Source organism: Streptomyces sp. NBC_01260, from assembly GCF_036226405.1.
Taxonomy (GTDB): Bacteria; Actinomycetota; Actinomycetes; order Streptomycetales; family Streptomycetaceae; genus Streptomyces; species Streptomyces laculatispora.
This window is the reverse complement of sequence record NZ_CP108464.1, coordinates 4,768,544-4,789,589: the sequence shown is the minus strand read 5'-3', so window position 1 is coordinate 4,789,589 and position 21,046 is coordinate 4,768,544. Positions and strand designations below refer to the sequence as shown.

Genomic DNA, 21,046 nt, shown 5'->3' with positions numbered 1-21,046 from the left:
ACGCGTTGTTTCTGGGACGCTAGCACGCAGCTTCTGGCGCTGTCCGAAAAGGGCCCTGGGGCGGCATTCACTCATGCGGGATGCTCGATAGCCCCTCAAGATCATCCATTGATGCCCGGCACTCGGTCCGACCCCGCTCCACGTGCCGCAGCAGATCCGACCGCCCCTGCGGTCCGGCGGCCGGCGGTGAGTGTCGTGGACCAGCGGATGGAGCCACTGCCGCTGCCTCTGACCGGCTCGACCGGCTTCTCCCTGGTCCCTTGTGCTCCGCGGGAGAAGCCGCGGAGCACAAGGGACCAGGCCTTCGGATGTTCGGCCGGAAGCCGACCCGGATCAGCTGACGCGGGTCAGCTTCTGGCCGAAGCCCGGTTCCGTCAGGTCCTGCTGAAGGGCAACGGGAGCACTGACCTTGGCACTGCCCGTTCCCACGGTCACCACCCCGACCTTGGTGCCTGCCTTCATGGTGCGCGAGATCTCCTTGCCGTTCCCCGCGACCGAGAGCTCCACGTCGAGGCCCGGCCAGCCCTTCGCCTTCAGGTCTGCGGTCGCGACCAGCGGCGTGTGGCCACCGAAACCGTCATCCACATACCCGACGACATCGCCCTTGTGGACCACCTTGGCCGAGGTCACGGCCTGCTGCGCGCCCTTGATCAGCTTGAGGCTGTTGGACAGCGACATCGCCAGGCTGTCGTACGGCTGGCCCGTGCCTGCCTGCTGCCCCATGACGGCGCCGTAGATCCACAGCTTCTTGCCGTCCACGACGGTGTTGGCCGACCAGATCAGGTTGCCGCCGGCCGGGGTGGAGGAACCGGTCTTGATACCGCTCACACCCGGCTCCAGCAGGATGGTGTTGTTGTTGTAGATCGTCGTGTCGATGCCCTCGATCTTGATCTGCGGGGTGTCGACGATCTCCTGGAAGACCTCGTTCTTCATCACGGCGGCGGCCAGCTTGAGCTGATCGTCGGCGGTGGAGACGGTCGTCTTCTTCAGTCCGCTCGGGTCCGTGTACGTGGTGTGGTTCATGCCGAGCTTCTTGGCCGCGTCATTCATCTTCGAGGCGAAGGCGGCCTCGGAGGAGGAGTCCCAGCGGGCCAGGAGCCGGGCCGCGTTGTTGCCCGAGGGGATCATCAGGAGTTGCAGCATCTGCCTCTCCGTGAACTTCTGCCCCTTGGTGATCGCCACCTTGGACTCGTCCTCGGCCTTGGACTCGTCCTCGGCCTGCTGATCGACAGTGATCTTCTCGCCCTGCTCCTTGCCGGCGAGAGGGTGACCCTGGAGGATCACGTACGCCGTCATGATCTTGGCGACACTGGCGATCGGCGCCGGCTTCTGCGCTCCCGCCGAACCGAGTGAACCGACACCGTCCACGGTGACCGCCGACTGCCCCTGCGACGGCCAGTCGAGCTTCAGGTCGGCACCCTTGAAGGTGTACGTGGGATTCGCCGACAGCGTGAGCACGGGGTCGGGCAGCGGGCGCACCATCTGCACGATTGCAAACGCGATCACCAGCAGGAGGGCCAGCGGCGTCCAGATCTTGACCCTGCGCACGGCCGTGCGGACCGGGGTCTCCGGCGGCGGGGGGGTGTTCGTCAGCTCGGCCAGCAGGTCGAGCGGCGGCCTGGGCGGCATCGGCTGCTGCCGGGTCCGCTCGGCACCGCTGAGCGACATGTCGGGCGGCAGCTGGGCGGCCCAGGACGGACCGGCCGGAGGGGCGGGTTCCTCGGCCTCGGGGCTGCGCGGCGCGGGGGCCGGCCGCACGTCGTCGGCGCGCAGCGGTACGAACTTGCTGGTCCGCTCGGCGGGGGACTCCGGCTTCGGCTTCGCCGTCGTCGGAGGCGTGATCTTCAGCGCCGTCGTCGGCTGGTCGACGCGGGGCAGCACGGGCGCCTTGAAGACGGCCGTCGGCTGATCGACCCCGCCCTTCTTGTCGGTGGCCTGCGCGTTTTCGGTGTCGGGGGTCTGCTTGTCGGGGTCCTGCTCGGGGTCCGACGGCTCGGGGTCCTCCTTGGAGCCCGACGGCTCGGGGTCCTGCTCCGAGTCCGGCTCGGCGTCCCGCTCGGAGCTCTTGCTCGACTCCTCGACGGCCTCCGCGCCGGATTCCGCACGGGTCCTGGGCACTCGGGCCTCGCCGGACGCCTCGTCACCGTCGCGCGGCTCCCCGGCCGGCTCCTCGGCGTCCGCCACCGGCTCGGGCTCGGCTTCCGCCACCGGCTCGGGCTTCGAACCGTCCCCGGCCGGCTCGTCCCCGTCACCGTCCTTCGTCACCCAGGCGGCAACCGCCGCACGCAGCCGCGCATCGCCCTCCCCGGGCTCGGCGGCGTCACTCCCGGGCCCGGCGGCCGCGCTCTCCGGCTCCTCCGCCGGATCAGCCGCACCGGCCTCCGCCGCATCAGCGGCATCAACCTCCGCCGCGACGTCCTCGGCGTCCTCGGCGTCCGCGGCATCCGCACCGGCCGCCCCAGCGGACTCGGCACCCTCCGCAGGCTCCTCGGGCTCCCCGTCCGCCTCCGCGGCACCCGGCTCCACCCCAGGGGCCTCCACCGAGCTCTCAGAGCCTTCAGAGGCCTTCTCCGCGGCTGCGGCGGCCCCGGGCTCCTGGCCGTCGCCCACCACGTCGGACGCTGCCGAGGGCTCGCCCTCGGACGTGCCCTCGGACTCCGCCTCGGACCCCAACTCGACCCGCTGCGTGCTGAAAACGGCTGTCGCCGTGTCCGTCCTGCCACCGGACTCCGCCGGCGAGGCGGGTTCGCGGAAGACCGCGAGCCGCGGATCGTGCTCGCTCCGAGCCGTTCCCGACGACTTCTGCTGCTCCGACTTGTCGGGGGACTCGCCCGCCACCGATGCCTCCTCCATGCGGCGCGGGGGCACCCCCGCGCTGTCCGAACCATCTACCAGTGTCCCGTGTGAACCATTGGCTGGGCTGCTAGACGAGAACGACATACCTACTGGTTCCCATACAAAGCACCCAGGCACCCTCGACAGACAGATGTGAGAGGGGTCACCCTGTCACTCATCCACGCGGGGAGGCATGGATGGGCAGGAGCCGCAGAACAATTCCGGAGGAGCTTCTGTTGCTCGCTCTGGACCCGACCACGGGTACCACAGCGCAGCCGCAGTCGCTCGACCTCGGCCTCGCCGGAGCCCAGCTAGTAGAGCTGGCCCTGGCAGGACGGATAGCCCCTGACGGGGATCGTATCGCCGTGGTGATGCCACGGCCGACAGGAGATCCGACTCTGGACTCCGCACTGGAACTGCTGCGCAGACGCGGCAGCCCGGTCCGGGCCGTCCACTGGATAGGCGGACCCCGACTGGGGCTTCGCCAGATCTACCTCGCTCATCTGGAGCGGTGCGGCATGGTGCATGCCGTGGCGGGCCAGATGTGCGGAGTGCTGCCGACGACTCGCTACCAGGCGACGGACACGGCAATCAGCCGGGACATCAAGGCCCGGCTGGACAGTGCGATCCGCACCGGCGTACCGCCGGACCCGCGGACCGCGGCGCTCGCCGCCCTGGCCCACGCGGTCGGACTCGGCAAGCACCTGTACCCCGGGAACGAGGGGCGCTCGTCGCGCTCCCGGCTCCGGGACCTGATCAGACACGACCCGATGGGCGGTCTCGTGGCGCATGCCGTGATGGACGTCCAGAACGGGGCGGTCGCACAACCGCGCCGCAATCAGGCGGCCGGCGTGCCGTTGCAACCGCAAGCGCAGTCGCAGTCACGCCGCGACAGCATGGCGCACACCGCGGCCCACTAGGGCAGCACGGACGCCGAGGCATCATCCGCACCGCCGCAACAACCGAATACCGCCGCACCGACGTCCCCAAAGACCCGGTTCGGGAGCCGCACCAAGCGCGGGGCAGCCGGTACCACCGGCTGCCCCGCGCCGCTGCGTGTGGCCATTTTCCAGCGCGGCCGGGGGCGCGGGTGGCAATCTGCTGAGCAGTAGATACGCACAGCTACATAGCCGGAGGTGCCGTTTCCGTGCCGTCCAACGTCAATCCCACCGTCAGACGACGCCGGTTGGGTCAGGAATTGCGCCGACTGCGCGAGATCAAGGGCATGACGGCCGAGGAGGTGGCGGAGCGGCTGCTGGTCTCGCAGTCGAAGATCAGCCGCCTGGAGAACGGCCGCCGCTCCATCAGCCAACGCGATGTCCGCGATCTCTGCGGGGTGTACGAGGTCGAGGACCTCCGGATCGTCGACTCGCTCATGCAGATGGCCAAGGACTCCCGCCAGCAGGGCTGGTGGCATGCCTTCGGCGACATCCCGTACAGCGTCTACATCGGTCTGGAGACCGACGCCGAATCGCTGCGGGTGTACGAACCCCAGGTGATCCCGGGCCTGCTGCAGACCCGGCAGTACGCCGAGGCGCTGATCAACGGTGCGCTGCCGGAGGCGCCGCAGACCGATATCGACAAGCGCGTCAGCGTCCGTTCACGCCGCCAGGACCGGATCAACGCCCCGGAGCACCCGCTGCGGCTGTGGGCGGTGATCGACGAGTCCGCGCTGCGCCGGCTGGTCGGCGGCAAGCAGGTGATGATCGAGCAGCTGGAGCGCCTGGTGGAGCTGTCGCACCTGCCGCATGTGACCGTCCAGGTGCTGCCGTTCGACATGGGCGCCCACCCGGGCATCAACGGGCAGTACGCCATCCTGGAATTCCCGGATACCGCGGATTCCAGCGTCGTCTACATCGAGGGAGTCACCAGCGACCTCTATCTGGAGAAGGCGAATGACGTGCAGCGGTACAGCGTCATGTACGAGCATCTGCGGGCGCAGGCGCTGAATGTGGAGCAGACCCGGGATTTCATCGACGGGATCGCGAAGGACTACACCCGCCTGAACCCGGCGTGAACACCGGCCGAACGGGCGATTGAACCAGCCGGCCCGTGAAGTCCGGAATGCGGGAAAAGAAGCGATGTTACGGGTGGGGCGGCGGAACGGTACACCGTCGCCACCTCGTAATGGAAGACCCGCATGGTGCACGCCATCCGGTCGAGTGAACGGCCCCTTCACTCGGGGAGCTTGGCGAGTAGCGTCGATCACGCCAGCAGAACATCGTTGGCGCCACTCACACAATTCTCTGAACCGGAGTGAACATGGCCATTCGTCAGGGTGCTACGGACAAGTGGACGAAGTCGTCGTATTCCGGGGGCAACGGCGCGTGCGTCGAAGTCAGGTCCCCTCTCGTACAGGCGATCGCCGTACGTGACTCGAAGGTCCCCGAGGGCCCTTCGATCGGTTTCGTCCCCGGCGCCTGGAACTCATTCGTGCGCGATGTCGCGAAAGGCGCCCTCGACGCCTGACCGATGAGTTCCCACGCCTTGTCGCCGCACCGGTCCAGGTGCTGCCGGTAGCCCTCTCGCCCGGTTCGCCGTCCTGGCCGAGAGGGCTCCCCGCGGGTCCGCGGGGAGCCCGGAGGCGCGAGAGGGCAAGGGACCGCGGCCCGCCCGGTCAGCGCAGCTGATCCACGTAACGGTCCGTGCCCGGCACGGTAGGAATGAACGGCGCCACCAGCTCCACCCGCCCCAGACCTGATTCCGCGACCGACGCGTCGAGCCCGGTGAAGTGCTCGTCCCAGCATTCCCTCGGATCCTCCTGGAGGAACCAGAGCAGGGTCAGCCGGGTGTCGACGCCCTCGACCTGCTTCACATACGTCATCCGGTCCCCCGGCAACGGGGTGGGACGGAACACCGTCACCATCGCCGCGGGCGACCCGCTCAGCCGCTTCGGCAGGTGCCGTGAGCGCAGCCACTCCAGCAACTCGGCCCGCTGCTCGGGCCCTTCGGCGTCGATCACCTCCAGGACCAGCCCGCGGTACGGATGGTCGAGGGCGTGGAAGTCACGGGGCCCCGCGGCGCCGTCCCGGTAGACCGTCGCCTCGTGGTCCTGGAACGCCGTGAAGACATGGGTGCGGTCCTGGTAGACCCGGCCGTCCCGGTTCAGCCGCTTGTTGATCCCGACGGTCCACTTCATGTGGTCGTCGTAGCGCCCTTCCGTCACCCAGTACGTGGACAGGTAGCAGCCGGCACCGACCGGCGTCGCGACCGCCGACTTCTCCGGGTACCGCAGCTCCTGGAGTTCCCGGGTGGCCACCCAGCGCCGCCCCGCGGACATCCAGGGCATCGCCATCGCGCCGGCGTAGTAGTGGTCGTCCTCGTACCAGCGGTTGTACGCGTACTCGTGGCCCGGATGCGGTTCCACCATGGTGATCAGCGCATGGCCGGGGCGGACCCCGTACGGTCCCAGCGCGGCCAGTTCGGCGTAGGTGCCGCTCCGCGTCCCGCTGTCCCGCGCCGCCTCGTCCGGGATTTCCTCGCTCATGCCGTTCCCCTTCCGTACTCCGCCGGAGCCACCTACTCTGACGCCCCGTCAGAAGAACTGCCAGAGCCGGGAGGCGCCGATGTTGCTCGCGGGGAAGACCGTCATCGTTTCCGGAGTGGGTGCCGGGCTCGGGCACCGGATCGCGGCCACGGTCGTACGGGACGGGGGCAACGCGGTCCTCGGGGCGCGCACCGCGGCCAATCTCGCCAAGTCGGCCGCCGAGATCGACCCCGAGGGGCTCCACACCGCGCACCTGCCCACCGACATCACCGACGAGGCGCAGTGCGAGGCGCTCGCGGCGCTGGCCGTCGAGCGGTTCGGGCGGATCGACGCGGTGGTCCATGTCGCCGCCTGGGACAGCTACTTCGGCGGTGTCGAGGACGCCGACCTCGACACCTGGAAGTCGGTCATCGACGTCAATCTGCTCGGCACCCTGCGGATGACGCGCGCCTGTCTGCCCGCCCTCAAGGAGCGGGGCGGATCGGTCGTCGTCATCGGTACGCAGTCCGCGGTGGCCGCGCCGTCCCAGGTGCGGCAGGCGGCGTACGCGGCCTCCAAGGGCGCGCTCACCTCCGCGATGTACTCCATGGCCCGGGAGTTCGGGCCGGACCGGATCCGGGTGAACACGGTGCTGCCGGGCTGGATGTGGGGACCGCCGGTGCAGGCCTACGTGCAGTTCACGGCCCACACCGAGAAGGTGCCCGAGGCCGAGGTGCTGGGGAGGCTCTCCGAGCGCATGGCGCTTCCGGAGCTGGCCACGGACGGCGATGTGGCGGAGGCCGTGGTGTTCCTGGCCTCCGACCGGGCGCGGGCGATCACCGGGCAGTCCCTGCTGGTCAACGCCGGCGAACTGATGCGCTGAGGCGCCGGCCCGCCCCGGGAGTTCAACAGACCTTTCGGCAGGATCAGTTCTCCTCCTTCTCGGCCGCACGGGACCCGCATCCCGTGCGGTCTTTCTGTGCTCTTCGGCGCTCCTGGACGTGTCCTCGTTCTCTGCACAGCCTGACGAAGTGCCTGCTCATGGTGTGGCCGTCGTCACGTTCACGACAACGCCCTCGCGAGTCAAGAACCAGCAAAATCGTTCGACTCACTGATCCAGGTTCACATCCCTGACCGCAAGGGACCTTGACCGGGGGACCGGCCAGGCGGTTCAATCCCCGATGTCCCCGCTCCCGCACGGGGGCCCCGCTGAACGGCCGTACTGGCGAAGTGCGTACCCGTTCACAAGGCGGACCCCAGGAGGGGGCACATGAACAGTCTCGACTGGGTCGTGCTCATCGGCTACTTCGGTGTGATGATCGCGATCGGACTCTGGTCCCACAAGCGTGTCGACAACGTCAGTGACTTCTTCACGGCCGGCGGCAAGATGCCGTGGTGGCTGTCCGGCATCTCGCACCACATGTCCGGCTACAGCGCCGTGATGTTCACCGGCTACGCCGGTATCGCGTACCAGTACGGCGTCACGTCCTTCGTGACGTGGTCGCTGCCGATCGCCATCGGCATCGGCATCGGCGCCAAGCTCTTCGCCCCCCGGCTCAACCGGCTGCGCTCGCGGCTGCACGTCGCCTCGCCGCTCGAATACCTGAAGACCCGCTACAACATCCAGACCCAGCAGGCACTCGCCTGGTCCGGTCTGCTGCTGAAGATCGTGGACGTCGGTGCCAAGTGGGCCGCCATCGCCACCCTGCTCTCCGTCTTCACCGGCATCAGCCTCACCCAGGGCATCTTCATCACCGGTATCATCACGGCCATCTACTGCACGGTCGGCGGTCTGTGGGCCGACGCGCTCACCGAGCTGGGGCAGTTCGTCATCCAGCTGTTCGCCGGTGTCGCGATGCTGGTCACGGCGATGAGCAAACTGGACGGCTTCAGCACGCTCTGGACGGTCTGGGACAAGCTGCCCGAGGGCCACACGGACCCGACGGCCGGCCCGTACACGGTGACCTTCCTGCTGGCGTACCTGTTCATCAAGACCTTCGAGTACAACGGCGGCATGTGGAACCAGGCCCAGCGCTACATGGCCACGGACTCCGCCGCCTCCGCGACCCGCTCGGCCCGGCTCTCCGCCGTCCTGTGGCTGGTCTGGCCGACGGTCCTGTTCTTCCCGATGTGGTGCGCCCCGCTGCTGGTCCACGCGCAGAAGCCGGACGCCTCCGACAGCTACGCGCTGATGACCGAGCAGCTGCTGCCGCACGGTCTGCTGGGTCTGGTCGTCGTCGGCTTCTTCTCGCACACGATGGCCATGTGCTCCTCGGACGCCAACGCCATCTCGGCGGTCTTCACCCGCGACATCGCCCCGGTCTTCTCCAAGGCGGCCCGCAACTGGAGCAGCCGGGCCGGGCTGCTGGCCGCACGGCTCTCCACGCTCGGCTTCCTGGGCCTGTCGATGGCGCTGGCGACCCAGATCAACTCGCCCACGTTCAAGGACATCATCTCCGTCGTCATCAAGTGGGTCGCCGGTCTGATGGGTCCGATCGCGATCCCGTTCATGCTGGGTCTGCTGCGCCGCTTCCGTAAGTCGGGACCGACGGCGGCACTCACCAGCTGGGCGGCCGGTCTGCTGGCGTTCTACTTCACCAACTACAACTTCGACGGCTCGGTGAAGACGAACGTGGCGCTGCAGTACCAGGTGGCGCTGCCGCTGGCGATCTCGCTGGTGCTCTACATCGCCATCGGCTTCATCAAGCCGGAGGACACCCCGGAGCGCGACGCGGTCATCGAGCAGATCAACTCGGACGGCGACGGGCCCGGCACCGGCGCGACCGTGCCGGCGCAGGGCGTCCCCGGGGACGAGTCGTTCACCAAGGGCGCGAAGGGCATGCGGGGCGTGACGGACTGACGCTCGCGGCTGTACGGAACGTGGGTGAGGGGCGGGTCACGGGACGCGGCGGCTTCCGGTGACCCGCCCCTCACGCCTTTCCGGGGTCCCCGTCGCCCTCGACGTTGGCCACCATCCTGCGCAGCCACCACCGAGGACGGCGGGCTCCCCCGCGTTCAGCCGCGCGGGTAGCGCGCGAGCCAGCCCGCCGCGACGGCGGCCGGGCTGTGCAGGGCGGGGCCCTGGGTCATCTCCATGGCGAAGTCGTCGGCGAGTTCGAGCAGGGTCGCCCGGCCCTCCAGTTCGGCGAGCCAGGCCGGCGGCAGCGCGGTCTCGCCGTGCAGCGCGCCGAGCAGCGCCCCGCACAGGGCCCCGGTCGCCGAGGACGGCCCGCCGTGGTTCACGGCCAGCCGCAATCCGTGCCGGACGTCCTCGCCCACCAGCGCGCAGTACACGGCCACGGCGAGCACCTCCTCGGCGGAGTCCGTCGCACCCAGGGACTCGATGAGGGCGGGCCCGGGTATCCCCTGCCGCACGGTGCCGAGGGCCTGCTGGAGCGCCTCGGTGACGGGTTCGTGGCCCGGACGCCCGGCGAGCAGGGCGAGGGCGTGCTGCACGGAACCGTCCAGTGTCTCGCCGCGCGCCAGCCCGTGCACCATCACCGCGAGGGCGCCCGAGGAGAGCAGGGCGGTGGGGTGTCCGTGGGTCTGGGCGGCGCACTCGACCGCCAGTTGGAGGACCAGCTGCGGCTCCCAGCCGACCAGCAGTCCGAACGGGGCGGAGCGGGTGAGTGCGGCCGAGTCCCGTGCGGCGGGGTGCTTGGGCCGGTCGAGGGTGCCCATGGTGGTGTCGCCGAAACCGTTCAGACATTCCCGGGTGGGGGCGCGGCGGGCGTAGAGCCATTCCTGCCCGCCGAGCCAGCCGTTGTCCTTGCGGCGTTCGTCGGGCCCCCAGTCGCGCTGGGTGGCGGCCCACCGCAGATGCGCCTGGTGCACATCGGTGGGCGGGTGCCAGGCGCCGGTGTCGCGGCGGACCTGGGCGCGGATCAGCCCGTCCACGGTGAACAGGGTGAGCTGGGTGACGGCGGTGACACAGCCGCGTCCGCCGTGGGCGGGGACGAAGTCGGTGACGGCGTCGGCGCCATGGGCCTCGCGGATCTCCTCCAGCGAGAGCCCGCTGACGCCCGCGCCGAGCGCGTCGCCGATGGCTCCGCCCAGCAGCGCGCCACGTACCCGGCTGCGGAAGTCCTGCTGTTCGGCACGGCCCCAGACAGCTGTGGTCCCTGTGCTCACCGTGCCCCTCCCCCTTGGTCCGCCCGTGTGCGACTGCGCGTTAACTGCGCAGCACTGTAATCGAACGACCACACGGTCAAGGGGGCGGAACAGTATGTACGAAGTGGCGGTTCGGTTCAGCTTTGCGCGGCATTCTCCGGGGATTCCCCCTGCATCCGCCGCACCGCCGATATCTCGTTGCGCGGCACGGTCACCGGCGCGATGATCGCCGGATGGCATCCCCCCACCCCGACGGCCGCGCCGGAATCGACGCCGCGCTCGTGACGCGCCTGATCGACGCACAGTTCCCGCGGTGGAGCGGTCTGCCCGTGACGCCCGTGGCGGTCGACGGCTGGGACAACCGGACGTACCGCCTGGGCGACGCGATGACGGTGCGCCTGCCCACGGCCGCCGGATACGTCCCCGCGGTGACGAAGGAGCACCACTGGCTGCCGCGCCTCGCCCCGTCGCTGCCGGTCGCCGTGCCCCCGGTGCTGGCCCTGGGCGCTCCGGGCGAGGGCTATCCGTACCCGTGGTCGGTCCGCCGCTGGCTGCGCGGTGAGACAGCCGGCCCCGACCGCATCGACGGCCTTCCCCGGTTCGCGCGCTCCGTGGCGGACTTCCTCCTCGCGCTCCAGCGCTGCGACACGTCCGGCGGGCCGCTCGCCGGGGAGCACAGCTGGTACCGGGGCGCCTCGCCCGCCCACTACGACGAGGAGACCCGGCGCTGTCTGACCGCGCTGGAGGGCCGCGTGGACACGGACCGGGCCCGCACCGTCTGGGAGGCGGCGCTCGCCGCGCCGTGGCGCGGGGAACCGGTGTGGTTCCACGGCGACATCGCCTCCGGCAACCTGCTCGTCGCCGACGGCGAACTGTCGGCGGTCATCGACTTCGGTACGTCGGGGGTCGGCGACCCCGCCTGTGATCTGGTGATCGCGTGGGGGATGTTCTCCGGCGAGAGCCGGGAGGCGTTCCGGCGCGCGGCCGGCCAGGACGCCGGGACCTGGGCGCGGGCCCGCGGGTGGGCGCTGTGGAAGGCGTTGCTGAACCTGACGGGACCCGCCGGTGCGGACCCCGGGCGGGCCGCCGCCGAACTGCGGGTGGTCGACGCGGTGCTGGCCGACCACGAGCGGTTCGGCTGAGGAGCCTCTCGCCACAGCCATGGGGCGCGCCGAGGGCGGCCCCGCCGGGCCGGTACCGGCCGCTGTCAGCGTCCGGGCAGGTTGACGCGGTACTCGGAACGGGGTTCTGCGCGCATGGAGTTCGCCAGCTCGGCGACGTTCCGCGCCTGGGCGGCGGACAGGCGTCGCACCTCCCACAGCAACGCCGCGGCGTCCACCGCCTCCGGGGCCGCGGGCTGTGGCGTCTCCGGCAGAACGACACCGGTCAGCAGGGCCAGTTCGCGGGCGTCGATCCCCAGCAGGGCGGCGAAGTCCGTCACCAGGCGGGGTGTCAGCTCCTTGCCGCCCGCGCCGATCACCCCGTAAGTGGGTGCCGACAGGTACGTGGGCGTCACGACCGCCAGGGCGTGCGCCAGGCCGGACCGGTTCAAGTTGCGGTACCGGAACATGCGGATCAGCCGTCCTCCCGGACCGTCGGCGAGGGGCGCGGGCTGCTCCGGGGCGAAGCGTGAACGGCGGTCCTCCTGCGGAAGCGAGCGGACGAACCGGAGGAGCTCGTGCCGTCCCGCCGGGGGAAGGTGGACCGCGTCCATCACGATGCGCGAAGCCGGCTGGGCGGCCGCGGTGTCCAGCGGCGCCAGGTCGTCCGGGACCGTCGCACCCGCGAGGACGAACAGGTCGACGGCGTGAAGACCCAGCGCGGGCGCGAGCCGCCGGAGCAACGCCTCGCCGGGGCGCTCGCCCGCGAGCACCGCCCGGACCTCGTCGGCGGCAGGCCCGGCCCGGTCGGCCAACTCCGTTGCGCTGAGCCCTCTGTGGTCCAGCAGCCACGCCAGCCCGGTGCCGAACCCCGGGGCCCCGGTCTCAGGGCCGTCCGTCCCCGGCCCGTGCCCCGTCCCGGTCCGCACCGGCCCCTCAGCCATCGCCGTGCCCCGCGTGTAACCAGTCCCGCCGGCGGCGCTGGCCCGCGTACGCCTCGCCGCATCCCGGCAGGAGCACGCACAGCACCATGAGGGTCACCGCCAACGGCCCGTTGGCGGGCCGGATGAAGAACAGCACGTAGAAGAAGGCCAGGGTTACGCCCCACAGCGTCAGCCGAATCCAGTACACCGGAGACCGTCACCCGCCCTTTCGAAGGTCCCGCCTCGGCTGCCGCGACATCGCGACGTGCCCGCAAAGGCGCCCCAAGGCGCTCCAAGGGTGGCCTGAGTGCAGGGAAGTTACCAGTCCACGCGATCAAGCACGACGCGCTTCCCGGGCCGGGAAGGCCCGCCCGTGACCGACGCCGGGCCGGCCGGTCACGTGCGGGACAGCCCTTAGGGCACCACCGGCAGCAGCTCCGGCAGGTGGCCGTCCGAGGCGGCGGCCGCCGTGACCCGCTCCTCGGGCACCTCTCCGTACAGCGTCGTACGCGGCTTCGCCGGCCGGCCCGCGAGCTCCGCGATGGCCACCAGGTCCTGGACGGAGCGGTACGAGCCGTAACTCGATCCGGCCATCCGGGAGATGGTCTCCTCCATCAGCGTGCCGCCGAGGTCGTTCGCGCCCGAGCGGAGCATTTCGGCCGCGCCCTCCGTGCCCAGCTTCACCCAGCTGGTCTGGATGTTGGTGATGTGCGGGTGCAGGAGGAGGCGGGCCATCGCGATGACGGCCCGGTTGTCGCGGTCGGTCGGGCCGGGGCGGGCGATACCGGCCAGGTAGACGGGCGCGTTGGTGTGGATGAACGGCAGGGTCACGAACTCGGTGAACCCGCCGGTCTCCTGCTGGAGGGCGGCCAGCGTCCGCAGGTGGCCCAGCCAGTGGCGGGGCTGGTCGACATGGCCGTACATCATCGTGGACGAGGAGCGCAGGCCCACCTCGTGCGCGGTCCTGATGACCTCCAGCCAGGTCGCCGTGGGCAGCTTGCCCTTGGTGAGGACCCAGCGGACCTCGTCGTCCAGGATCTCGGCCGCGGTGCCGGGGATCGAGTCGAGCCCGGCCTCCTTCGCGGCGGTCAGCCAGTCGCGGATGGACATGCCGGTGCGGGTCGCGCCGTTGACGACCTCCATCGGCGAGAACGCGTGGACGTGCATGCCCGGGACGCGCTCCTTCACCGCCCGCGCGATGTCGAAGTAGGCGGTGCCGGGCAGGTCCGGGTGGATGCCGCCCTGCATGCAGACCTCGACCGCGCCGACGTCCCACGCCTGCGCGGCACGGTCGGCGACCTGGTCCAGGGAGAGGGTGTACGCGTCGGCGTCGGTGCGCCGCTGGGCGAAGGCGCAGAAGCGGCAGCCGGTGTAGCAGACGTTGGTGAAGTTGATGTTGCGCGTGACGATGTACGTGACGTCGTCGCCGACCACGTCCCGGCGCAGGGTGTCGGCGATCCGGCACAGCTCGTCCAGCGCCGGCCCGTCCGCGTGCAGCAGGACGAGGGCCTGGTCGTCGGTGAGCTTCGTCGGGTCGTCGGCGGCCTGGCTCAGGGCCGCCTTCACATCGCCGTCGATGCGGGACGGGACCATGCCGGGGGCGGCGGCCTCGCGGAGCGCCTCCCAGTCCCCGTACACCTCGTCGAAGTCGTCGCGGCGGTCGGTGGTGCGGCCCTCGGTGTCGATGGTGTGGTGCAGATCGGTGCGGCCGGAGGCGTTGAAGCCCTCGTCGGGCTCCTGCCAGGGCAGCCCGACGGGGATCGCCCCCTCCTTCGCGAGCCCGGTCTCCGGGTCGGCGAGGGCGCGCACGTGCGGGAGGAGGCGCGGGTCGAGCCAGGGTTCGCCGCGCTGGATGAACTCCGGGTAGATGGTGAGCCGTTCGCGCAGCGCGAAGCCGCTCTCGGCGGTCCTCGACGCCAGCTCGTCGATGTGCGGCCAGGGGCGCTCGGGGTTCACATGGTCGGGCGTGAGCGGCGAGACCCCGCCCCAGTCGTCGATGCCGGCGCCGATGAGCAGCGCGTACTCCGCGTCGACGAGGTTCGGCGGGGCCTGGATGCGGGCGGACGGGCCGAGGATGTGGCGGGCGACGGCGACGGCCGCGGCCAGCTCCTCCAGCTCCGCGTCCGGCATCCCGCGCATCGCGGTGTCGGGCTTGGCGCGGAAGTTCTGGACGATGACCTCCTGGATGCCGTGGTAGGCGCGGGCGGTCTTGCGCAGTTCGAAGAGGGAGTCGGCGCGCTCCTCGTACGACTCGCCGATGCCGATGAGGATGCCGGTGGTGAACGGGACGTTGGAGCGCCCCGCGTCCTCCAGGACGCGCAGCCGTACGGCCGGTTCCTTGTCCGGTGAGCCGTGGTGCGGGCCGCCCGGCTCGGACCACAGGCGGGTCGCGGTCGTCTCCAGCATCATGCCCATGGACGGGGCGACGGGCTTGAGCCGCTGGAGGTCGGTCCAGGTCAGCACGCCGGGGTTGAGGTGCGGGAGGAGGCCGGTCTCCTCCAGTACGCGGATCGCCATGGCCCGCACGTACGCGAGGGTGTCGTCGTACCCCTCGGCCTCCAGCCACTCCCGCGCCTCCGGCCAGCGGTCCTCGGGCCGGTCTCCCAGCGTGAACAGCGCTTCCTTGCAGCCCATCGCCGCGCCCTTGCGGGCGATGTCGAGGACTTCGTCCGGCGACAGGAACATGCCGTGGCCCTCGCGCCGGAGCTTGCCGGGCACGGTGACGAAGGTGCAGTAGTGGCACTTGTCGCGGCAGAGCCGGGTCAGGGGGATGAAGACCTTGCGGGAGTACGTGATGACGCCCGGCCGGCCCGCGGCCTCCAGGCCCGCGTCCCGCACCCGGGCGGCGGAGGCGGCGAGATCCGTCAGATCGTCGCCGCGCGCCTGGAGCAGGACGGCGGCCTCGGTCACGTCGAGGGCGACACCGTCGCGGGCACGCTTGAGGGCACGTCGCATGGAATTGGTGGTGGGGCGTCCGCGCTGAGGATCGGTCATGAACCGAGCATACGAGCGAGTAGCCGGCCGGTGACCGGCCGGATCTCCCGCAGGTCGCAGCCGCCCCCGGCATCCCGTCTGCCACAGGCGGCGCCCTCCCCGGCAGTCCGTCTCCCGGAGGTCGCGCCCTTCCTTGACGCCGGATCTCTCGCAGGCCCCGCCCGCCCCTGGCGCCTCGGCCGCGCAGCGGTCCGCGCCCCGTAGGGTCGGCACGGTGATGGAAACGATCGTCTTCGACATCGGCGAGACACTCATCCGCGACGACCGCTACTGGGCCTCCTGGGCCAACTGGCTCGGCGTCCCGCCGCACACGCTGAGTGCGCTGGTCGGGACCGCGGTCGCCCAGGGGCGGGACAGCGCCGACGCGCTGAGCATCCTGCGCCCCGGCATGGACATCAACGAGGCCTCGCTCGCCCGGACCGCGGCCGGGAGAGGCGAGCACCTGGCCGAGTCGGACCTCTACCCGGACGTGAGGCCGGCGCTGGCGGAGCTGCGCGCTCTGGGCGTACGGGTGGTGGTCGCGGGCAACGGGACGGTGCGGGCGGGCGAACTCCTGCGGGCGCTGGACCTGCCCGCGGATCTCGTCGTCACCTCGGACGAGTGGGCCGTCGCCAAGCCGGACCCGGAGTTCTTCGCCCGGGTGCTGGAGGTGTCCGGGGCGAAACCGGGGTCGACCCTGTACGTGGGGGACCACCCGGCCAGCGATCTGTTCCCGGCCAAGTCGTGCGGGCTGCTGGCGGCGCACCTCCGGCGGGGGGCGTGCGGGTACTGGTGGGCGGACCACCCCGATGTCGTCGCCGCCGCGGACTTCCGCCTCAACGCGCTGACGGACCTCCCGGCCCTCCTGGGCCAGGTGCCGGAACGGCCCCGCCCGAGGGCGCTGCGGGCCTTGTAACCCCGGCCGCGCACATCCCGCCGGGCCGGGTGTGCCGAGTTCAACGGGACACGCTCCCACCGCTGGGCGTCGCGTAAAGGCGGTCGAGAACCGCCACCGTCACCGCCGCATAGGCGAGGTGGGGGACGATGTCGGAGACCCAGTCCGACATCGACCAAGTCCGCGGGTCCGTCACGCCCAGAGCCGTCATCGGACCGTTCGTGCCGATCATCGCCCCAACTGCGGCAACAGCGTATTCGGGGGCTCCGGACGGGTGCAGGCCTGCGCTGCGCGCCAGGGACAGCAGGGCTCCCATCCCGAGACCGCTGGCGATTCCGGTCAGCGGGGCGAGTCCCGCGACCCGGTTGTCCAGGGCTGGGCCGTCGCCGGGAATCCTCACATGCAGTCTCGCCGCGAGTCTGCGCAGGGTGACCTCGGGTGTCGCGCTCGCCGGCCTGGCCCGCAACGCCATGTCCGCGTAGCTGACGAGGTTGAGCGCGGTCGTACCTGCGGCGCCGGCCGCGGCTCCGTAGAGAAGTGGACGTATCACGCAGCGCATAGACCCTTCCTCCATCCGTACGGTCCCCCACGGTCCGCACCGGACACGGACCGGAGCACATGGCCACGATCCGGCTGTGCACATCGCCCTGGGTATGGGCCGCTCCGGTCAGGCCCTGGCAATATTCCTGCCCGGCATCGGCTCCGCGAGTGCCTTCCGCCCTTCGGACGCGTCGAAGGGGTCCGCGAAGTACTGCGTCTCGTGCACCACATGCCCGTGGGAGAACTCCATCAGGCTCACCGAGTGGGTGGGCACCCCGTCATACGTGATGACACACTCGCTCACCCACAGATCCCCGCTGCCGACGATCCGGTGGACGGTGAAGTGCCGACTCGCAGGGTGCCCGCCACGTTGCGCCGAAATCGTCGCGCGGCCCCGGAATCGTTCACCTGACTGGGGATAGTCGAGGATCGCGTCCGCGGCGTAGACGGCGTGCTCGGCGTCGGTGTCCCCACGTTCCGATGCTCGCCAGTGTTCCTCCAGGGCGGCCCTGTTGAGCCCTTCGCGCGGAACGGACCCGGTGTCTGCGTTGTCATCCATCTCAATCCTTTCCACGGCCCGCGCTCTGGCCGCCGTCGACGTGGAGGACCTCGCCGGTGACGAAGGACGCCTGCTCGAGGTACACGATGGCCTGGACGACGTCGTCGACCTCTTCCATCCGCCCGAGTGGATGGCGAGCCACGAGTTCGGGCGTGGCCTCCGGGTTCATCGGCGTACGGACGACGCCGAGCGAGACGGTGTTCACGCGGATGCCCTGCCCTGCGAATTCGATCGCCAACTCCTTGGTGACCGCGTTGAGGCCACCCTTGGTCAACGACGCGAGCGCGCACGGCACCCGAGCGTTCGGCTGGTCGACCAGGGAGGTGGAGATGTTCACCAGGTGACCGCCGCCTTCGCCGCGGGAGAGCATCGCGCCGACGGCGCTGCGCGAAACGTTGAAGAATCCGCGCAGGTTCACGCCGACGATCAGGTCGAAGTCCTGGTCGGTGTAATCGGTGAACGGCTTGCCGATGTAGACGCCGGCGCTGTTGACCACGGTGTCGATCCGACCGAACCGATCCATCGCCGCCCCGACGATCCGCTCGCCCGCACCGGGCTCCACCAGATCGGCGCTGAAGGCGAACACCTGCGGGTCCTCGGATTCCGGCATGGAACGGCTGGTGGCCGCGACCGCGAACCCGAGGCCGCGGTAGGCGGTCACGATTGCGGAGCCGATCCCCCCGTTGGCACCGGTGATGACCGCGACTTTCCGGGCGGTGCCCGTATCCGTCGCGTCGTCCAGGCTCACTTGAGGATCTCCAGCATCCGGTTGCCCAGGATCGCGGCCGAAGCCGGGTTCTGCCCGGTGACCAGGTTGCGATCCTCGACCATGTACGGCCCCCAGATCGGGCCGCGGCTGAAGTTGACCCCGACCTTCTCCTGCACATCGGTCTCCAGCAGCCACGGGGCCAGGGGGGCCAGTCCGACGCCCTCTTCCTCCTCGTTGGTGAAACAGGTGATGTCGAAACCCTTGAACGGCGACTCGCCGTGGATCCTGGTCGCCAGCATCGCCGCAGGCGCGTGACAGACGATGAACAGAGGGTTGCCCGAGGTCAGTTGCTGCGTCAGCAGCCGTCCGGCATCGGCGTCCCAGGCGAGGTCCGACATCGGACCGTGGCCGCCCGGCAAGTACACCCCGTCGTAGTCGTCGAGGCGGACATCCGACAGCCGCAGGGGCCGACGCATCACCTCCGCGGAACGGATGACAGCCTCCAATGCGAGGGCGTTGTCATTTCCGCCGACCATCTCGGGCCGTAGGCTCATCATGTCGACGCTGGGGGTCACGCCGTCAGGCGTCGCGACGACGATCTCATGGCCGGCATCCGTCAAGATCTTGTACGGGTTCGCGAACTCCTCGGCCCAGTAGCCGGTCGCGTGCCTCGTGCCGTCCTTCAACACCCAGTAGGTGGCTCCGCTCACGATGAAAAGCACCCTGGCCATGGCAAGGATCCCCTCTCGGACGCCTGTTTCAGGGTTCCGCGGGATGAGCCAGGAAACCGACTCGCCGCCCGCCGGTCTTCCCCCTCTCTCCAATGTAATCTCGATCATTCATGCGCGCGCGCCGGGGTTCGGGGCTCATTCGGCGTACGGCAGCCGGGCCAGGGCCGGCCCTTTCCGGAGCGGATACGGATCGGCGCGTTGACGCGTACGTTCACGCCGGAACTGGTGGAGCACCGGCCGCTCAAGCGGGGGCGAAGTGGCGTCCCGTCGTCCACGGTGAATTCGGGGTCGCCCAGCTCCGCGCGCAACTCCGCCAGTGGCAGATCGTTGAGGTTCGTGCCGCAGGCGTCCCGGCCGCCCGTGCGGGTCCTCCCGGTCCCGTCAGCCCTCGTAGCCGTTGGCGGCGAGGATCTTGTCGATACGGGCGAGGTGCGCCGCCTCCCACTCGTCGAGGGTCTCGGCCGCCTCCTTGGCCACCTTCGCACGGGCGTCGAGCAGCACGTCCTCCTGCCGGGCCCCCGGCGTGACGACGACGCCCTCCTCGTCGGCGACCACGATGTCCCCGGCAGCCACGGTCACCCCGCCGCACCGCACGGGTTCGTTGAGCGGCGTCACGGCCTTCTTGGCCCCCGGGAAGGGGATGACGCCCCGGGCGAAGACGGGAAAGCCCAGCTCCCGCAGCTCGGCGAGATCCCTGAGCACCCCGTTCGTCACGAACGCCGCGATCCCCCGGCGCTGCGCCACGGCGCACATGTTCCCGCCGGCCAACGCGTACTCCACATCGCCCGCTTCGACGACGATGACCGAACCGGGTTCGGCGCGATGAATGGCCGCGTGCAGCATGAGGTTGTCCCCCGGAGGGCACCGCACGGTGAACGCCGGCCCGGCGACCCGCTGCGACGGCCACAGGGGGCGAATCCCGGTGTCCATGACCTGCCCGCGCCCCAGGATGTCGGCGAGGGTGGTCGGTGAGATGTCCCTGAAGCCGCTGATGTCGTACATACGCATCCTCCGCTCGGTGCCACCCCCCGGAACCGGGACGGGCATCGATATTCCACGGTCCACGCGCTTCCCGGTCAACTGGATAGACCCGTCACTGAGCACACAGTTGATTCCGTTTGAGACACCTGGCCAGTACCGGACTGCGTACTGGTGCGGGCTACCGGGCGGTCCACCTGCGCCCACACCGTCTTGCCGACCGTCCGCTCGGCCACGCCCCACTTCGCCGCCAGCGCGGCGACCAGATGGAGGCCGTATCCCGTCTCCGCACCCGGCTCCCGATCAACCACTTCCGGCCGCCGCTCGCCCCGCGCGTCCGACACCTCGACGCGGAGCCCGTCCGCGATCAGGAGCAGCCGCAGCTCGAAGTCCCGCCCCGGCAGGTACCCGTGCAGGACGGCGTTCGCCGCCAGCTCGGCCACGATCACCCCCACGTCGTCGGACAGCTCACTGCCGTACGACACGCCCCACTCGTCCAGCTGATGCACCGCGAGCCGGCGGGCGAGCCGCGCACCGCGACGGGTGGCGCTGAAGCGTTGGACGAACTCGGCGCCCACAAGAGTGATTTCGGCGTTCACGTGACTCAGCGTGTCCGAGCACTCGTACGCTGACCAAGAGAGTGGCCGATCGGCTCGGCCGTCAGCAGATCTTCGCTCCTTGGCCCTCTCCCACCTTCCACTTCGTCCTGGACGAGAGCGTGCTGATCCGTCCCATCGGCGGCCGGAACGTGCACAGAGAGCAATTGCAGAAGCTGCTGCACATCGGTGGGCTCCGCACGGTGCAGCTCCAGTTGATGCCGCTGGACCGCACGGAACAGCCCAGCCTCGACGGCCCGTTCACCCTGGTCACACCCAAGGGACGGCAGCAGGTTGCATACCTGGAGATCCACACGTATCCCCGGCTGATCACCGGTCTGGAGGAGGTCCGTGTGCTGGCTGCACGCTATGGAACGATCCAGTCGGCAGCCCTCACGCCGAGGGAGTCTCTGGCCGCGATCGAGAAGATGCTGGGAGAGCGATGAACGCCGAGCAACTGCGCTGGTTCAAGAGCAGCTACAGCAGTGGCGGTGGCGGCGAGTGCATCGAGGTGGCCGCCTGCCCCACCATCGTCCACGTCCGCGATTCCAAGAACGTCCAGGGCCCCCGCCTCGACGTCGCTCCGGCCGCCTGGTCCGCCTTCGTCACGTACGCCCGCCGGGGCTGACCC

Annotated in this window: 21 protein-coding genes; 9 read left to right on the top strand and 12 right to left on the bottom strand. The window is 70.3% G+C overall.

Features of this window, described 5'->3' with window-relative positions; all coding sequences use genetic code 11:
• Positions 1 to 333: 333 nt before the first annotated feature.
• Positions 334 to 2,838 carry a serine hydrolase gene (locus OG322_RS21495; protein WP_329307756.1) on the bottom strand — a complete coding sequence of 835 codons (2,505 nt, stop codon included), beginning with the start codon at positions 2,836 to 2,838 and terminating at the stop codon, positions 334 to 336.
• Between the two features lie 194 nt (positions 2,839 to 3,032).
• On the opposite strand from OG322_RS21495, the gene OG322_RS21490 reads away from it, so the two are divergent.
• From OG322_RS21490 to OG322_RS21480, 3 genes are all read left to right on the top strand, one after another.
• The gene (locus OG322_RS21490; RefSeq protein WP_024491270.1) at positions 3,033 to 3,755 is read left to right on the top strand and encodes a GOLPH3/VPS74 family protein; all 723 of its coding nucleotides are present in this window, start codon (positions 3,033 to 3,035) and stop codon (positions 3,753 to 3,755) included.
• 227 nt (positions 3,756 to 3,982) lie between these two features.
• A complete protein-coding gene (locus tag OG322_RS21485; protein WP_123459913.1) occupies positions 3,983 to 4,852 on the top strand; it encodes a helix-turn-helix domain-containing protein in 870 nt (289 codons plus the stop codon).
• Between the two features lie 245 nt (positions 4,853 to 5,097).
• On the top strand, positions 5,098 to 5,304 hold the full coding sequence (locus tag OG322_RS21480) for a DUF397 domain-containing protein (RefSeq protein ID WP_123459914.1): 207 nt from the start codon (positions 5,098 to 5,100) through the stop codon (positions 5,302 to 5,304).
• A 148-nt stretch (positions 5,305 to 5,452) separates the two neighbouring features.
• Here the strand turns inward: OG322_RS21480 and OG322_RS21475 are convergent, their stop codons facing one another.
• Positions 5,453 to 6,322: a hypothetical protein gene (locus tag OG322_RS21475; RefSeq protein WP_123459915.1), complete on the bottom strand. Its 870-nt coding sequence runs from the start codon at positions 6,320 to 6,322 to the stop codon at positions 5,453 to 5,455.
• A 79-nt stretch (positions 6,323 to 6,401) separates the two neighbouring features.
• Between OG322_RS21475 and OG322_RS21470 the strand changes: the two genes are divergently transcribed.
• Together OG322_RS21470 and OG322_RS21465 are read left to right on the top strand one after the other, a co-directional pair.
• A complete protein-coding gene (locus OG322_RS21470; RefSeq protein ID WP_306089894.1) occupies positions 6,402 to 7,184 on the top strand; it encodes an SDR family oxidoreductase in 783 nt (260 codons plus the stop codon).
• Between the two features lie 387 nt (positions 7,185 to 7,571).
• Entirely contained in the window at positions 7,572 to 9,161 is a 1,590-nt protein-coding gene (locus OG322_RS21465) for a sodium:solute symporter family protein (protein WP_329306809.1), read from the top strand.
• A 155-nt stretch (positions 9,162 to 9,316) separates the two neighbouring features.
• Here OG322_RS21465 and OG322_RS21460 read toward each other — a convergent pair whose 3' ends face one another.
• Positions 9,317 to 10,432: an ADP-ribosylglycohydrolase family protein gene (locus tag OG322_RS21460; RefSeq protein ID WP_123459918.1), complete on the bottom strand. Its 1,116-nt coding sequence runs from the start codon at positions 10,430 to 10,432 to the stop codon at positions 9,317 to 9,319.
• A gap of 212 nt (positions 10,433 to 10,644) precedes the next feature.
• Here OG322_RS21460 and OG322_RS21455 point away from each other — a divergent pair, with 212 nt between their 5' ends.
• On the top strand, positions 10,645 to 11,553 hold the full coding sequence (locus OG322_RS21455; RefSeq protein WP_329306808.1) for an aminoglycoside phosphotransferase family protein: 909 nt from the start codon (positions 10,645 to 10,647) through the stop codon (positions 11,551 to 11,553).
• 65 nt (positions 11,554 to 11,618) lie between these two features.
• Here the strand turns inward: OG322_RS21455 and OG322_RS21450 are convergent, their stop codons facing one another.
• The 3 genes from OG322_RS21450 to OG322_RS21440 form a co-directional block, all read right to left on the bottom strand.
• Positions 11,619 to 12,455 carry a hypothetical protein gene (locus OG322_RS21450; protein WP_329306807.1) on the bottom strand — a complete coding sequence of 279 codons (837 nt, stop codon included), beginning with the start codon at positions 12,453 to 12,455 and terminating at the stop codon, positions 11,619 to 11,621.
• Complete coding sequence (locus OG322_RS21445) at positions 12,448 to 12,642, bottom strand: hypothetical protein (RefSeq protein ID WP_123459920.1); 195 nt, start codon at positions 12,640 to 12,642, stop codon at positions 12,448 to 12,450. The genes OG322_RS21450 and OG322_RS21445 overlap by 8 nt, the downstream gene beginning before the upstream one ends.
• Positions 12,643 to 12,848: 206 nt before the next feature.
• Positions 12,849 to 15,428 carry a bifunctional FO biosynthesis protein CofGH gene (locus OG322_RS21440; RefSeq protein ID WP_123459921.1) on the bottom strand — a complete coding sequence of 860 codons (2,580 nt, stop codon included), beginning with the start codon at positions 15,426 to 15,428 and terminating at the stop codon, positions 12,849 to 12,851.
• 217 nt (positions 15,429 to 15,645) lie between these two features.
• Between OG322_RS21440 and OG322_RS21435 the strand changes: the two genes are divergently transcribed.
• Positions 15,646 to 16,323: an HAD family hydrolase gene (locus OG322_RS21435; protein WP_329307755.1), complete on the top strand. Its 678-nt coding sequence runs from the start codon at positions 15,646 to 15,648 to the stop codon at positions 16,321 to 16,323.
• Positions 16,324 to 16,363: 40 nt separating this feature from the next.
• Here the strand turns inward: OG322_RS21435 and OG322_RS21430 are convergent, their stop codons facing one another.
• The 6 genes from OG322_RS21430 to OG322_RS21405 form a co-directional block, all read right to left on the bottom strand.
• Complete coding sequence (locus OG322_RS21430; RefSeq protein WP_260146686.1) at positions 16,364 to 16,852, bottom strand: hypothetical protein; 489 nt, start codon at positions 16,850 to 16,852, stop codon at positions 16,364 to 16,366.
• Between the two features lie 117 nt (positions 16,853 to 16,969).
• Positions 16,970 to 17,401, bottom strand: a complete 432-nt coding sequence (locus tag OG322_RS21425) for a nuclear transport factor 2 family protein (RefSeq protein WP_124284252.1) — start codon at positions 17,399 to 17,401, stop codon at positions 16,970 to 16,972.
• 1 nt (position 17,402) lies between these two features.
• On the bottom strand, positions 17,403 to 18,149 hold the full coding sequence (locus OG322_RS21420; protein WP_260146687.1) for an SDR family NAD(P)-dependent oxidoreductase: 747 nt from the start codon (positions 18,147 to 18,149) through the stop codon (positions 17,403 to 17,405).
• Complete coding sequence (locus tag OG322_RS21415; protein WP_123459924.1) at positions 18,146 to 18,841, bottom strand: type 1 glutamine amidotransferase domain-containing protein; 696 nt, start codon at positions 18,839 to 18,841, stop codon at positions 18,146 to 18,148. Before OG322_RS21415 ends, OG322_RS21420 begins: the two co-directional genes overlap by 4 nt.
• Positions 18,842 to 19,222: 381 nt before the next feature.
• Positions 19,223 to 19,843, bottom strand: coding sequence for an RraA family protein (locus OG322_RS21410; RefSeq protein WP_124284253.1), 621 nt, complete (start codon positions 19,841 to 19,843; stop codon positions 19,223 to 19,225).
• Positions 19,844 to 19,917: 74 nt separating this feature from the next.
• On the bottom strand, positions 19,918 to 20,418 hold the full coding sequence (locus OG322_RS21405) for an ATP-binding protein (RefSeq protein WP_124284254.1): 501 nt from the start codon (positions 20,416 to 20,418) through the stop codon (positions 19,918 to 19,920).
• A 41-nt stretch (positions 20,419 to 20,459) separates the two neighbouring features.
• On the opposite strand from OG322_RS21405, the gene OG322_RS21400 reads away from it, so the two are divergent.
• Together OG322_RS21400 and OG322_RS21395 are read left to right on the top strand one after the other, a co-directional pair.
• A complete protein-coding gene (locus OG322_RS21400; protein ID WP_123459927.1) occupies positions 20,460 to 20,861 on the top strand; it encodes a DUF5753 domain-containing protein in 402 nt (133 codons plus the stop codon).
• A complete protein-coding gene (locus OG322_RS21395; RefSeq protein ID WP_123459928.1) occupies positions 20,858 to 21,043 on the top strand; it encodes a DUF397 domain-containing protein in 186 nt (61 codons plus the stop codon). Before OG322_RS21400 ends, OG322_RS21395 begins: the two co-directional genes overlap by 4 nt.
• The last annotated feature ends 3 nt before the right edge of the window (positions 21,044 to 21,046 follow it).

Excerpts from the sequence above, each read along its gene's own strand:
- OG322_RS21490 (WP_024491270.1), top strand. The coding sequence starts at position 3,033 with ATGGGCAGGAGCCGCAGAACAATTCCGGAGGAGCTTCTGTTGCTCGCT.
- OG322_RS21480 (WP_123459914.1), top strand. The coding sequence starts at position 5,098 with ATGGCCATTCGTCAGGGTGCTACGGACAAGTGGACGAAGTCGTCGTAT.
- OG322_RS21475 (WP_123459915.1), bottom strand. The coding sequence starts at position 6,322 with ATGAGCGAGGAAATCCCGGACGAGGCGGCGCGGGACAGCGGGACGCGG.
- OG322_RS21470 (WP_306089894.1), top strand. The coding sequence starts at position 6,402 with ATGTTGCTCGCGGGGAAGACCGTCATCGTTTCCGGAGTGGGTGCCGGG.
- OG322_RS21465 (WP_329306809.1), top strand. The coding sequence starts at position 7,572 with ATGAACAGTCTCGACTGGGTCGTGCTCATCGGCTACTTCGGTGTGATG.
- OG322_RS21455 (WP_329306808.1), top strand. The coding sequence starts at position 10,645 with ATGGCATCCCCCCACCCCGACGGCCGCGCCGGAATCGACGCCGCGCTC.
- OG322_RS21450 (WP_329306807.1), bottom strand. The coding sequence starts at position 12,455 with ATGGCTGAGGGGCCGGTGCGGACCGGGACGGGGCACGGGCCGGGGACG.
- OG322_RS21440 (WP_123459921.1), bottom strand. The coding sequence starts at position 15,428 with ATGACCGATCCTCAGCGCGGACGCCCCACCACCAATTCCATGCGACGT.
- OG322_RS21435 (WP_329307755.1), top strand. The coding sequence starts at position 15,646 with ATGGAAACGATCGTCTTCGACATCGGCGAGACACTCATCCGCGACGAC.
- OG322_RS21425 (WP_124284252.1), bottom strand. The coding sequence starts at position 17,401 with ATGGATGACAACGCAGACACCGGGTCCGTTCCGCGCGAAGGGCTCAAC.
- OG322_RS21415 (WP_123459924.1), bottom strand. The coding sequence starts at position 18,841 with ATGGCCAGGGTGCTTTTCATCGTGAGCGGAGCCACCTACTGGGTGTTG.
- OG322_RS21410 (WP_124284253.1), bottom strand. The coding sequence starts at position 19,843 with ATGTACGACATCAGCGGCTTCAGGGACATCTCACCGACCACCCTCGCC.
- OG322_RS21395 (WP_123459928.1), top strand. The coding sequence starts at position 20,858 with ATGAACGCCGAGCAACTGCGCTGGTTCAAGAGCAGCTACAGCAGTGGC.